Source organism: Pseudoalteromonas sp. OOF1S-7 (assembly GCF_022347765.1).
Taxonomy (GTDB): Bacteria; Pseudomonadota; Gammaproteobacteria; order Enterobacterales; family Alteromonadaceae; genus Pseudoalteromonas.
In genome coordinates this window covers 156,733-170,626 of the sequence record NZ_JAKRFZ010000003.1, presented here as the reverse complement: position 1 = coordinate 170,626, position 13,894 = coordinate 156,733, and the positions used below count along the sequence as shown (strand labels likewise).

8 protein-coding genes are annotated in these 13,894 nt (G+C 46.3%); 4 read left to right on the top strand and 4 right to left on the bottom strand.

The features are described from left to right. Positions 1–5: 5 nt before the first annotated feature. The 3 genes from MHN33_RS05785 to MHN33_RS05775 all read right to left on the bottom strand — a co-directional run bounded on the left by MHN33_RS05785 (position 6) and on the right by MHN33_RS05775 (position 2,371). Entirely contained in the window at positions 6–248 is a 243-nt protein-coding gene (locus MHN33_RS05785; protein WP_239397051.1) for a phosphopantetheine-binding protein, read from the bottom strand. A 131-nt stretch (positions 249–379) separates the two neighbouring features. Further along, positions 380–1,246: a 3-hydroxyacyl-CoA dehydrogenase family protein gene (locus MHN33_RS05780; RefSeq protein WP_239397049.1), complete on the bottom strand. Its 867-nt coding sequence runs from the start codon at positions 1,244–1,246 to the stop codon at positions 380–382. Positions 1,247–1,372: 126 nt separating this feature from the next. Further along, positions 1,373–2,371, bottom strand: a complete 999-nt coding sequence (locus tag MHN33_RS05775) for a TauD/TfdA family dioxygenase (protein WP_239397047.1) — start codon at positions 2,369–2,371, stop codon at positions 1,373–1,375. A gap of 568 nt (positions 2,372–2,939) precedes the next feature. On the opposite strand from MHN33_RS05775, the gene MHN33_RS05770 reads away from it, so the two are divergent. Next, the gene (locus MHN33_RS05770) at positions 2,940–6,839 is read left to right on the top strand and encodes an amino acid adenylation domain-containing protein (protein WP_239397045.1); all 3,900 of its coding nucleotides are present in this window, start codon (positions 2,940–2,942) and stop codon (positions 6,837–6,839) included. A 60-nt stretch (positions 6,840–6,899) separates the two neighbouring features. Here the strand turns inward: MHN33_RS05770 and MHN33_RS05765 are convergent, their stop codons facing one another. Next, a complete protein-coding gene (locus MHN33_RS05765; protein WP_239397043.1) occupies positions 6,900–10,880 on the bottom strand; it encodes a type I polyketide synthase in 3,981 nt (1,326 codons plus the stop codon). Positions 10,881–11,511: 631 nt separating this feature from the next. On the opposite strand from MHN33_RS05765, the gene MHN33_RS05760 reads away from it, so the two are divergent. From MHN33_RS05760 to MHN33_RS05750, 3 genes are read left to right on the top strand one after another with little or no spacing between them, the layout of a single operon-like run. Further along, on the top strand, positions 11,512–12,762 hold the full coding sequence (locus tag MHN33_RS05760) for a beta-ketoacyl-[acyl-carrier-protein] synthase family protein (protein WP_239397041.1): 1,251 nt from the start codon (positions 11,512–11,514) through the stop codon (positions 12,760–12,762). 27 nt (positions 12,763–12,789) lie between these two features. Continuing rightward, positions 12,790–13,602 carry a MaoC/PaaZ C-terminal domain-containing protein gene (locus tag MHN33_RS05755; protein WP_239397037.1) on the top strand — a complete coding sequence of 271 codons (813 nt, stop codon included), beginning with the start codon at positions 12,790–12,792 and terminating at the stop codon, positions 13,600–13,602. A gap of 32 nt (positions 13,603–13,634) precedes the next feature. After that, the gene (locus MHN33_RS05750) at positions 13,635–13,886 is read left to right on the top strand and encodes an acyl carrier protein (protein WP_239397035.1); all 252 of its coding nucleotides are present in this window, start codon (positions 13,635–13,637) and stop codon (positions 13,884–13,886) included. Positions 13,887–13,894 lie beyond the last annotated feature (8 nt).

The following is a 13,894-nucleotide window of genomic DNA, read 5'->3' as shown; positions in this document are numbered from 1 at the left end:
ATACGTCAGACGGTTGATTTAGATGAGACAAAATCGGTGATGGCGTTGACACTGCTAAAGTTGTCAATGTCCAGATCTTCGTTTTCCACTTTGATCCCAAAGCTTTTTTCAATAAACAGAATTAACTGCATAGCAAACAGAGAGTTGACGTATTTTTTGGCAAAGATATTTTCATCATTCTCAAATTTTTCGACTCGGATGTACTCTTCTAAAAACTGTCGTACTGTGTTGACAATTGCCTGTGACATAGTTTTATTCCTGTATTTATTAGGTTATTTTTTACGCTATCGAAAAGACAGCGGCGATACATTCTGGTGTTTGTTGTGCAAAGTAGCTGGTTACTCACCGCTATCTGAGCAAACAAAATGGGGCACGCCAGTTACTCCAGGCTGCTGTATTTGAAAAACCCTTCTCCGCTTTTTTTACCTAACAAACCGGCATCCACCATTTTTTTCAACAATGTTGAAGGACGATATTTACTGTCTGAGAATTGTTCGTATAACATTTCGATTGAATACAAAATGGTGTCCAGACCAATTAAATCTGCAGTTTCCAGCGGTCCCATTTGATGGCTGAAACAAGAGGTGAATATTTTATCCACTTGCTCGGCGGTTGCCACACCTTCGTGAACCAGGTTTACAGCTTCATTCACCGTTAACATCAAGACTCTGTTGCTTACAAATCCCGGAGAATCATTGACCAAAACCATTTCCTTTTGCATCGCACTCAGGAATGCGTCAGCAGTGGCAATCGTTGCTTCGCTGGTATGGAATCCTTTGATGACCTCCACAGTACCCTTTAACGGCACGGGATTCATAAAGTGCATACCGATAACATTTGCCGCCCTTTTCGTAATGCCGCCCACTTTAGTAATACTAATGGCAGAGGTATTCACGGCATAAACACACTGTGGCGGGCAATGCTGCTCCAGATGTCCATAGACTTCCTGTTTGGCCTGCCAGTTTTCAGTGACATTTTCTACCACCAGGTCAGCATCACAGAGCTGTTCATAAGTGGTTGTGAAACTAATCTTTTCAATGATGTCTGCACTATTAGCCACCGACTTAATGCCTTTCATCAGGCCGGCAAAGCGCACATTGTTGGCGATCGTGGTTTTAGCTTTATCTAAAACTTCCCAGCTGGTATCAACCAGTGTGACCTTAAATCCCGCTTCGGCTGCACACTGGGCAACACCCACTCCCATTACGCCTGCTCCGATGACAGCGATATGTTGTAGTTTATTCATATACTTTCCAAACCAATTAATAGTATGTTTTGAGTCACCCACGACCGGGGCGGGTTTACTCACTTTCCACAGCACACAAGCACTGCAGATTTTTATAAAGTAATTTGAGGTTTCCCCCTAAACGCATTAAGGCTTCGCTTCAAGCTCTTGCCAGTGGCCAGTTTGACTCATAGCGACCAGGACCTTTCTGTCACCTGAAAATGGATTTCGGCCATGCGTCATTAGTAAGTTATCCAGCATCAACACATCACCGGTTTGCCAGGTAAATTCCTTTTTATTATCCTCGTATGCAGCCCGCAGGGTGTCGAGCACATCATCCGGGATCTTGCTACCATCACCGTAGTAAGTGTTGTTTGGCAGTTCATCTTCGGCAAACGACCCCAATAAAATTTCCTGAGTATGGGGAGCCAGTGTCGATACATTGAAAAAAGTACAGTGATTGAACCAACATCTGTCACCTGAGTCAGGGTGACTGGCCACTGTTGCCCTGATTTGGTGGGTTTTTAATGCACCGTCAGGCATCCACTGATACTCAATATCATTTTGCTTACAGTAATTCTCTACCACCTGTGGATCTTCAGTCTGAAATACTTTTTGCCAGGTCATGCCCATCATAGGCCAAAAATAACGGGCATAGCGATATTTTCGTCGCTGAAATTCTTCGACAACCGATGCGGGTAGACTCGCTAATATGTCCCGCGCATCGGCTATGGGAGTTTCACCTCCCTGCTCGGCTGCCTGCGCACAATAGAAAAACAGTTTAAGCGGAAACTGGTTGTTATAAGACTGCTCAGAGTGCAAGAAAATACTTTCTTCTTTAGGTTGTTCCGTTGACGTGTAGATGTTGCCTTCAACCTGCTTCCTGGGAGATGAGCGCTCGGTATATCTCAGGGCTGAGCCGGATACCTGCTCAACAAAGCGTTCAAAAGCCGTCGAAGAATTCACATCGAAATTGCGAAAAAGTATCGCACCATATGTAGACAATAAGTGGTTAATCTTATCTCTATTATTGCTCGCCCATTGCGAGAGGCTCAAGGTCGGGTCTTGCGCAGTGATGATCAATGGAATTTCCTGTTCATCAGATGCATAAGTCAGACTCATGCCGTCAAAATATTCGTTACTCACTCGCATGCTAATGCTAGTCCAATTTGTTAACCAGGTTATGCGCAGCATCAAAAGCGGGCCATCTTTGGCCATGATCACCTTGAATGTCGCTCTAGGTCAATGATTCTGATTCAAAGTTCAAAAGTGGCGCTGCTATCCAAGCGGACGCACATACAATTTCGCCACAGTGTTTTTTTATGAAAAAATAGCTCGCTGATATAGTAGTGATTTTGATCACACTAATCAACGACTAACGATATCAGACTTCATCAATCATTGTCATGTAGTTATTGTCGAAATAGATAAAACAACTTTGTCTCACACGTGAGATGCTTTTAAAAGGGCCGCCTCTTAATTTATCCGCATACACGCTTTTTGTTGAGTTTACAGTGAGGTAAGCATAACATAGTTGTTCTTATTTCCGACAACAGTCTCGACGTATCTGCAAATTCTATGTGTTTGCTCTGGAGAGTCATCGGTTTTCGCAATATACACTGGCGTCAGGCACACACTGTGGCTTCCATATCAATTGCGATGGATAGCGCTCAGCTTATGATACGTCATGTTCAAAAAGTAAAGAGTTTAAAGTATGTTATCAGTCCCTATGTCAAACCTGGGCACCCCGTTGCACCCGGCACAGAAAGGTTTATATATTGAGCAGTTGATCCATGGCGCTTCAGCCAAATATAACATTGGTGGTTATGTGCGCTTTGTGGGGAAATTCGCACGAGATCACCTTGAGACTGCTGCCAAACATTTCTGGATGCTGAATGAAACAACCAGAATATCTATCACTTCAGTACAAGGCGAAGGGCAGCAAAGGGTTGAACAACTGACGATGCCCGCTATAGCTTGGATAGACCTGAATAATCAACCTCGAGAAGCCGCCGTGAACTGGATGCAAAGTAGAATGGACCACAGCTACGAACTGCAAACAGAGGCACTAGAAGAACAGGCCATTCTAAAAATACATGATCAGGAACACTGGTATTTCTTACGCCATCACCATATCTGCTGCGATGCCATGTCCATCTCATTACGCATTAAGCATACACTGGCATTCTATCAGGCGTTGGTTAACGGTGAAGAGCTACAGGCAGTAACACCTGACTTCCCCAGCTATCAGCAAGAATCGATACAAGCCGCGAGTTACTTTGACTCTGAACAATACCATGAAGATCAGCGCTACTGGCAGGCTAAAACAGCGGCCATCAATCACGCCCCCTCACTACCCACAACAGCATTTGGCAAGCAACAAAAAAGGGGACAAGTTGAATACCCGTTACAATCGAAGACAAAAGACACGCTGTTAAAATTCTGTAAAGAAAATGGCTATTCCGTTCACCAAACACTGCTGGGAGTGACGACACTCCTGCTAAGCAAACTCACGGATGCCTCAGATGTGGTTGTGGGCTACCCAATTCACAATCGCGTTTACAAGAGCCAAAAACGTATGTACGGCATGCTGTCTTCCATATTGCCCTTGTTTACTTCTGTATCAGAAACGGACACAGTCACAACGCTGCTCGAGCGTGTTAAAGAGACACAACAGCAAGATCTGGCTCATAGAAAATACCCATGGTCGCATACGTTAAGACAGATAAGGGAAAGCCATCAGGACAAGCAAAGGTTATTTGATGTGGTCGCGAACTTTCAACCGTTCTATCAGACTCCCGGTGTAAACGGGATGGAAGTGACGTTTCACGAGTTGTCTTCAAAAATAGATGATACCCCAATACACATCACTTTGTGCGATTACGGCGAACAACAGCCTATGACACTGAAAGTGGCAAGTATTTTTGGCCAATATCACAGCCAAATTCTGGCGGATATCTTAATTTCTCTGCTCACACAGATTTCATTTTCCCCCCTTAAGGTTCCACATCTCAATGCATCTTGTGAAGCCAGTCTGAACGCATTACACAGTGCCATTTATTTCCACAATTCAACTAAACTGTTACCCTACTGCAAGCATAAAGAGGGTGCCACTGAGATTGCCGCTGAGCCAGCACATGAACCAGTTTGTGTTCCCTTAACCAAAGCGACGTATCATGCCTTGTTGCAGCTTCCTGAAACAGAAAGCGGGCATCTCATAAGCCTCAGCTGGTTCTTATTACTGGCAAAAATAAGCCAACAAGCGTACATTTCTGCTGACATCGTCAGATTGCCAGAAATGTTCGTCCAGGGCCTGTCTTGCTCAGCGCAGGCAGTTCAGCAAATACCTAACTGGACCATGCAGTTTCCCGCGGATGTTCAGCTATCAACTTTGCAAAGTCTGATGCCAGATCCAACCAAAATACAGCCGGATTCATGGCAGATTAATGATGTTTCGACGCAAGTGATGTTTTTACCAAATACAGTGCCCCTTGATGCCAGCACAACATCTGAATTATTTGGCCACAAAGATATGACGTTGAGCATTACGCTGGCAGAGGGCAATTTCAGCCTGCAACTGTGGCATGATACGGCATCGCAACTTCGCGACACCGTACAACGCTGGGCAGATCACCTCAGTAACTTGTTGACCCAGCTCACGGACGGGCATGCACGCTCCTTTGCCGACATTACACTGCTGTCATTAGCGCAACAACAGCGCATCCTCATGACAGAGCACACAAATAGCGACACGACAGAGGGGGTGTTGTTACCCCAGCTTGTGCAGCAACAATGTCACACCTTCCCTGACAAGACGGCGGTATATGCCAACAACAGCGCCATGGGCTACGCAGAGCTCAATACCAGGGTAAATAAGCTGGCAAACTACCTGCAAAGTCAGCACATCAGATCTGGGGATTTTGTTGCTATCTGTCTTAGCCGTGACCACAATTTACTGGTTGCTATGCTGGCCACCTTAAAGGTCGGTGCTGCGTTTGTGCCTGTAGATCCGGGATACCCCGATGCCAGAATTACCAGCATCATTCGCAGTGCAAAACCGCAGCTTATCCTTGTCGATGAACTGAGCAAAACGGCCTTACCCGATACGCAGGATCCGCGGCTGGTGGACTTAACCAGGGTCGACTGGCTGTCGGCATCTGAGCACTTTACCAATCCGCCCGCCTCGCCAACGCAGCCTGCATACATGCTATTTACGTCTGGCTCAACCGGCACACCAAAAGGAGTGGTCATTTCTCAGCGGGCACTAAGTAACTTCATATCTGCCATGGGTGAACGTATTGCCCTTGATGAAAATACCCGCTGGCTTGCCATTACCACGATAGCATTTGATATCTCGTTGCTGGAACTATTAGGTCCACTCGCGCATGGCGGGCAAGTGATCCTGGTCCAGCCCGGGGAATCTTTGGATCCCAAACGGCTTGAAAGTTTAATAGGTCAGTATAACGTCAACTTTTTACAGGCCACACCTTCTTCATGGAAGATGATTTTAGATCATCAGTGGCAAGGCAACAACGCACTCACAGCGCTATCTGGCGGCGAACCCATCAACAGTAACCTGATAAAGCGATTGTTACCTAAAGTGCAACGTCTGTGGAATTGTTATGGGCCAACAGAAGCCACCGTCTGGTCGATGGTCAGGGAGATCTCTGAGCAACAAAGCGAGTACCAACAACTCTGTCTTACCGCCAGTCTGAAAGGCTACGGTCACTATATTCTGGATGACTTTCTTGCGCCACAACCCATTGGTGTTCAAGGAGAGCTATACATTGCCGGCGAGAGTCTTGCAGAAGGTTACCACAACATGCCAGAACTCACGCAGGATCGCTTTATCACTTATGAATTGCCGGATGGTTCCTCCATCAGGCTTTATAAAACCGGGGACAGTGCTAAATGGACTGAAGATCTCACCATTGAAATATTGGGGCGTACGGATGATCAACTAAAAATACGAGGGCATCGTATTGAGCCCGGCGAAATAGAGCATCAACTGCAGTGTTTGCAAACCGTGACCCAGGCGGTTGTTATAGGTGTTCAGAACGCCCATTCAGCCACAGATCTGGCGGCCTTTATCACCGTAACGTCAGAACATACCAGCAGCGCCAGCGAGATTCAGAAACACCTGAAAACCGTCTTACCTGAATATATGGTACCCGGTAAAATAGTCACAGTTGAGCGCATTCCGCAGACACTAAATGGTAAACTGGACCGTAAAGCACTGATCAACATGTTACCGGCATCCGACCTTAATCATGAAGATTTCGTCTCACCCAGTACCGCAACCGAGCGCGTCGTCACACAAATTTGCAGTACGCTGTTAGGCGTCAGTGCGCTTGGCGTTACATCAGGATTGTTTGCCAACGGCTGGCACTCCATCCTGGCGGCGCAAGCAGCACTGCAATTAGAAGATATTTATCAGGTCAACATTCCTGTGCAAACCACTCTGGTATCGGAAAATGTGGCTGACATCATTCAGTTTTTGGTATCACACTACGGAGATCAGGACATCGTCGAGGAAATATCTGAAACTTATTTACTGTTGGCCAGTATGTCAGAAGAGGAACTGAAAAGTTTAAAGAACACGGAACTGCACTAAGTGCTGAGTACCTGTCGGAACTGAGGTTCCGACAGGTACTCTTGTTAGTATGCTGACCGATTATGGACGGGTCGCATAGAGGTTCCAGATATTGGAGTTTTCATAGAGGTCGTCCTGCTCCTTAAAGACACTGAATCCATTGCCTTCCAGAAGACGGATGACACGTGGCATTTGCTCACCCACATCGTGCACCTCAATCACTACCTGCCTGATGCGTTGCCAGTGTTGTTGTTCAATACCTTCCAGTACCTCCAGTTCACACTTCTGTACATCTATTTTGAGTAGATCAATCTGAGTAACAGCCTCTGATTCAATGATGCTGGACAGGGTTCTTAACTGACAATTAAATGGGATCTCCTGGAACCGCTGTTCCAGAATGGTATCCATTGAACCACCGATATCATCCATCAGGGTGTCACTGCTAACCCCTTGATTCTCTATGATAGCCCGCAGTACCGTTTTCTCTTCATCTTTGTCTGCATGGAACGAAGACATACCTGTACTATTTGGATAAAACACCAGCTGCTTCTCATGGTTGGTATTGGAAATCCCCATATTAAACAGTTTGATGTTTGCGTCGGCATTGGCCAGGTTTTGACTGAGCACGTCAAATACCGGCGGTGCCGGTTCGAATGTATAGATATTGGCCCCTTTCACCGTATTCACCACAAACAAGGAAAATAAACCAACATTGCCACCTACGTCGAATACCGTACAGTTGTTATCTAATACGATGCCATTTTTAGCATAAACACGTGTATCAAAAATGTCGTGGTAAAAATGGTCCGTTTCTACCCGATTAAACTGCATGATTTCCATGCCATTAGGGAGAACATAAGGCGTGGCCTGAAAGTCAGGTTGAGAAGGTTCGCTATTTTGCGCAATCAAAGCATTGGCTTCTTCATCGCTCATGCCCTCCAGATCTGCCAGCAGCAGATGTTCAATCACACTGGCAAAGTCTTGCAACACAGGGTGGTCAAATAACATTCTCAATGTGATGCCAATTTCAAGGTTTTCCTTAAGCCTGGAGATCATCTGCACACCAAGTAAAGAACTACCTCCAAGGCGGAAGAAGTGATCGTTTCGCCCTATGCTGTCAACCCCCAGTATCAGTCGCCACTGCTCTGCTAACAGCGCTTCAATGTCCCCCTCAGGTGCTGCATATTTTGGCGCTGCATGGACCTCTTCTCGTGAAGCCTGTTGGGCATTCGCTTTTGAAATGGTGTAACTTTTCATCACCTTCGCCGGCTGGTGATACTGCCCATTGTCTGTGTCAGCGGCCTCTGGCTCAAACCAAAAAGGTTCGCGCTGCAATGGGTAGCCGGGCAAACTGGTGCGGCTCAACGGCTCTTCAAGCTGGTACGCATGCCAGTCAACTTCCACGCCTCGACACCACAATGTAGCAAGCGCATGATTAATAACAAATTCATCACCTGTCTTATCACTTCGTGCAGGTAAGCTCTGTAACACTATACCGTCTTGCACTGAACGCAGACTTTGACACTGCTGCACAAAGCTGCCCAGACTGTTACCTACCCCGATCTCCAGGAAAACATTCATGGCTTTATCAGTCAGCGTATTGATACCGTCTGCAAACTTCACCGTTTGGCAGGTATGTGCAGCCCAGTACGCCGGATCTGTCGCCTGCTCCGGGGTGATCCAGTCACCGGTGAGATTGGAAACATACGGAATTTCAGGTGGATTCAGCGTCACATTGTTGAATAAGTTCAACAGATAAGGCCTGGCGGGTTCCATCATGGCAGAGTGAAAGGCATGAGAGGAGTTAACCAAACGCGACACCACTCCTTTTTCTTGCAAGCTTGTTTGTAATGCCAGCAACTCCGCTTCCTCACCAGCCAGTACACAAGAGTTGTCGCTGTTAACGGCCGCCAGGTTAACGCCTGGTGTCAGCAGGCCATCCAGCCGTGTTGCGCAGTCACCTACCGCCAGCATATTGCCTGCTGGCAGCGCATCGATAAACAGTGCCCTTTGAGCCACAATGTGGAGCGCATCAGCCAAAGACATCACGCCAGCAAGGCAGGCGGCAACGTACTCGCCCAGACTATGACCAATCATCGCTTTGGGACGAACTCCCCATGACTGCCACAGTTGCGCCAGCGCGTACTGCACGACAAACAGTGCCACATGTGCGTACCGGGTTTGTGACAGTACTTCACTGCGCGCCCCTTCATCGGACTGCTGCATCAGCAAACTGCGCAGGTCAATTTTACCACTGCCGGTTAGCTCTGCCAGTTCCTTGTTTGGATCAAACTGCCTGCCATCTGTGCCGAACAAAGACGCTTTTAAATCTATACCAAACTGCGACATGATTTGGTCATTACACTGATCAACACATGCTCTGAATACAGGTTCAACCTGATATAGCTGAGCGGCCATATTTTGATATTGTTCTCCCACTCCAGGGAACATAAACACGACGCGGTTATCTTTCACCTGCTCCCCGTTAACAAGCAATCTGGGGCACTCGGCGGTGGCGGCAGTAACAGCCATTTGCACACTATTTGCCAGTAAAGCACTGCGTTGGGCAAAACTTTCCCGGCCAACCTGTAGCGTATACGCCACATCCTGAATCGGTAAGTCTGAGGTTGCCTCAAGACATTGTCCTAACTGGGTTTTTGCTTGTGCCAGACAACTTTGATTTTGTGCCGATACAGGCAAGATGCGCCAGTTGCGCTTGGCATCACCAGTACCCTTTGAAGGAACTTTGTATTCTTCAAGAATTGCATGAGCATTTGTCCCACCAATCCCGAAAGAGCTTACACCTGCCCGGCGCGGAAATGCTGGAGACTCTGGCCACGCATGGAGCTTGTCGCTGACATAAAAGGGAGAAGCCTCAAAGTCAATTTCAGGATTCGCTTGTTCATAATGGAGACTCGGCACCAGGGTATTGTGTTTTAAACACAGCGCGGTTTTTATCAAACCGGCCACACCTGCTGCCGCCCCGAGGTGACCTACGTTTGACTTCACTGAGCCAATTGCGCAATGCTTGCTTTTCTCTGCGCTGAGGCGAAAGGCCTTTGTAAGGGCTTTAATTTCAATGGGATCACCCATTTGGGTGCCTGTACCATGGGTTTCGACGTACCCAATAGAGTCAGAATCAATTTCCGCCAACGCCAACGCTGACGCAATCACATCCGTTTGCCCCTGAATACCAGGTGCGGTAAATCCAACTTTTTGTGCGCCATCATTATTAATCGACGTCGCTTTGATAATTGCATAGATGTTGTCCCCATCAGCAATCGCATCATCAAGTCGTTTAAGGACAACTGCGCCTACACCATCAGCCGGTACAGTGCCACTGGCTTGTTTGTCGAAAGCTCGACAATACCCGTCTTTTGAAAAGACACCGCCTTCCTGATAAAGATACCCGGGATAAGCGGTTTCGTTTACAGATGCCCCCCCTGCCAGCATGATGTCGCTTTCATGGTTTAATAAACTTTCACAAGCCATATGAATGCAAACAAGCGAGGTGGAGCAGGCAGTATTGATATTTACAGCAGGGCCTTTGAGGTTCAGTTTGTAAGCCACTTGAGTGGGCAGAAAGTCGACCTGGTTACCGATAGCCACAGCCAGTGCGCCGGCACTGTCTAGCGCGGTGTGATTTTGCAGGTTATGCATAAAATACGTGTTTAGTCCCGCGCCAGCAAATACCCCGACTTTGCCATCATACTGCTTGATATGATAGCCCGCATCTTCAAAAGCGTGCCAGGCACACTCTATAAACAACCGGATTTGCGGGTCGGTGAACATGGCTTCGTTTGGCGTAAAGTTAAAGAAATCCGCAGCAAACATCTCTCTGTCCTGCAAACAGCCATAGGCGGGTACAAACGATGGGTTATCAATAATGTCAGCTGGTGCACCAGCCTGTTTCAATTCTTCTTTTCCAAAATAACTTATTGATGAAACACCACTTTTCAAATTACGCCAATATTCATCAAGATTCCGGGCTCCCGGAAATAAGCCAGACATTCCTACGATAGCAATATCATTGCTCTCACCAATAGATTGCAAACCAGACATATTTTATTCTTCCACTTTTTAGACTGGGTGACATAGAAAATGAGTAGCACACACCCCTTCCTTTGCCCATGAAGTTCATTATTTTTAATATTCAATTTTACAGGCCGCTCAATCACGTAAAGGAATCTTGTGTTGAGGCAGAGCCACAACAATCAGCAACCAGACATTGTCTCATGCGTGAGACACCGCAATTAAACGTTTAAGTATTATTAAATAAATGCCCACAGACGCAGGCACCTGAAAAATATCGGGTACATTAAACATGAAAAATGATGACAGGTAAATCACATCTCGGCAAACCTGCGTCAATATTCATGTAAAAAGTGCAAAGCAAGGGTATTATTGTGGTTGAGTAAATGCAAAAGGAGTGCTATCGTACGGCTCAAATCAGGCTAATGATCCTCATTTCTCAACGAGAGTGAACTTTTCTGCCTGTAAATAAATGTTCCTGATAAACATATTCAATTAGTTTTTCACTCGCTAACGAGTTCACAAATAAATCCTTTGGGATACCTGCACGTCTGTCATCAGACGAGCGCTTAACTGTTCTGCGGCACCCGTGCGCGTGATGTATCGTTGCACCTTGTCGTGGGTTGATTTCGTTAGCACTTTAAAATAATGGAAGTTGTAAATGAATAAACGTGTTGTTGTAACAGGTTATGGGGCCATCAGTTCGTTAGGTGAAAATGTTCAGGAAATCTGGGACGCTATTATGGCCTACCAAATTGGTTACCAGCGTTTTGATTTTCCTAATGACAGCGTAAATGCTAAGTTTTTTGGCTATATCGAAGCTGACAGGAAAAGATTCAAAGGGTTGCCTAAAAGCATCATGAAGATGTCTCCGGACTTTTCTAAGTACGCGGTCCTGGCATCAAAACAAGCGCTAACCATGGCCTTTGGTGTTGGCAATCAGCCTAATGACTTTGTTGACCCTTTTGACTTTGGGGTTATTATAGGTACTGGTTGGGGTGGCGTTGATAACGTAAACTACAACAACAATGATTTTCGTGATGCCGGCATTGCCACTTCGTTCTCAACACTGATGTCGATGAACAGTGTGGCAACCGCAGCCGTCTCTTTGACCTGGAACTTACGTGGCTATCAAAACACCCCTGTTGCGGCCTGTGCTACCGGCACAATGGCTTTGGGTGATGCCTACGAAATAATTAAATCTGGTCGCCAAAAAGTGATGCTTGCAGGCGGCAGTGAATCCTTAAAAGAGCATTTCAATGTCTGGTCCATTGACGTCATTCAGGCCTTGAGTAAAGAGCAAGAGTCAGCCGAAACCGCCTGTTGTCCCTTTGACAAAAGAAGAAGTGGTTTCGTTCTCTCTGAAGGGGCTGCTATTTTATGTCTCGAAGAGCTGGAACACGCGCAAGCTCGCAATGCCACTATCCTTGGTGAAATTACCGGATATTCAAATTTCTCCGATGCCTATGATATGACGGCTCCGGCTGAAGATATGGGCGCCCGGGTAAAGTCCATTGAAGTCGCTTTGAACGAAGCAAACCTGACTCCGGGGCAAATAGACTATGTTAACTTACATGGCACTTCGACTCCGCTGAATGATAAAAATGAGACCGAGTCCATCAAAAAAGCGCTTGGCAACGCAGCGTATGACATTCCGATGTCCAGCACCAAGTCTTATTCAGGTCACCTTATCGGCGCGGCAGGCTCTTTTGAAGCCATATTGTGTCTGAAAGCTTTGCAAACCGGTACCATTCCCGCCACAGTGCATCTAAACCAACCTGATCCGGAATGTGACCTGGACTACACGCCTAACAAACACAGGCAGGTTGACAATATGCAAAGGGCCCTGAACCTGAGCTTTGGATTTGGTGGTGCGAATTGCGCGTTAATCCTAGAAAAATTCAACCAATAATATTTTGCACAGAACAGGAATTGCATTTTGTACGATATACAAAGCTGTCACCTTGAATTTGGCTCAGATCAGGTAAAAAATTGGGCGGATTTTTCCGGTGATTTTAACCCAATTCATTTTGATCTTGATTGGGCGCAGCGACTCGGTGTCGAGAACCTGGTGGTTCACGGTATGCTGGCAATGTTGCATTTAAAACAACATCTGACTGAGCCAGTTGAACACAGCCCCCCGGAGCAGGAAACCTGGCACGCATTCAAAGCAATGATTTGCAACCCACTGCCTTACAATAAACAATTATTACTGGCTCCGGTACGAAAACGCCAATCGCTTAACTACAAAGGTAAGTGTGAAGCGTCGGGCGCAGACTATTTCAAAGGCAGTATAAAATGGGACGTTAGCAAGCCTGATGCATGGCATGCAACACCTGTCCTTTCGGGCAAGATAAACGTGTCACAGCGGCTTTCGAGCTTTAAGCACCACTACCGTGAAAACTTCGCCAGCTGGGTCGTACTTGACGCAATCGTATTTTCTGAATTTATGAATAAGCAGGCTAAACCATTGCGTAATCATATTGCAGAGCAAATCACCAGCGCTTTTGGTGAAGTGCCAGACAACCTGATCGTTGTCCATGGTAATCACTCTGTATTCATGAATGCCACGTTACTGCAGGGCAAAGATCTGGCGGACTGCGTGACTGGTGAGGTTGAGTACTTTATTCCAGAACCGGAATTAATTGTGGAATCAAACAAAATAATTTGTCTGGTGAAAGTGCTGGTTAAACAAGGTAATTCTGAGCTGATGGCTGTTGAGATGGGCTTAATTTTACTAAACAAAAACTGAAGTTAAAAACTAATATAGAAAAAGGCTAAATTATGAACACACTGGAATTGTTAATTGACACTGTTGAAGAACTGGTAGACGTAGACACTGACCTGGATGCAGACACCACAATTGAAGAGATGGGACTGGTAAGCCTGGATTACATCGAAATTCAGGTGGTGCTCAAAAAGACTTACGGCTCGGTCATCAACGCAGAACTCTTTGAATCGGGTGAAATTAATACGTTGGGTGATTTTGCTGAGTATATCGATACACACAAGGAAAAGTCGCCTGAACTCGCCTAATACGGACA

What these genes read in the sequence shown, in the direction of transcription:
- MHN33_RS05770 (WP_239397045.1), top strand. Translation starts at nt 2,940, where the DNA reads ATGTTATCAGTCCCTATGTCAAACCTGGGCACCCCGTTGCACCCGGCA.
- MHN33_RS05780 (WP_239397049.1), bottom strand. Translation starts at nt 1,246, where the DNA reads ATGAATAAACTACAACATATCGCTGTCATCGGAGCAGGCGTAATGGGA.
- MHN33_RS05785 (WP_239397051.1), bottom strand. Translation starts at nt 248, where the DNA reads ATGTCACAGGCAATTGTCAACACAGTACGACAGTTTTTAGAAGAGTAC.
- MHN33_RS05765 (WP_239397043.1), bottom strand. Translation starts at nt 10,880, where the DNA reads ATGTCTGGTTTGCAATCTATTGGTGAGAGCAATGATATTGCTATCGTA.
- MHN33_RS05760 (WP_239397041.1), top strand. Translation starts at nt 11,512, where the DNA reads ATGAATAAACGTGTTGTTGTAACAGGTTATGGGGCCATCAGTTCGTTA.
- MHN33_RS05750 (WP_239397035.1), top strand. Translation starts at nt 13,635, where the DNA reads ATGAACACACTGGAATTGTTAATTGACACTGTTGAAGAACTGGTAGAC.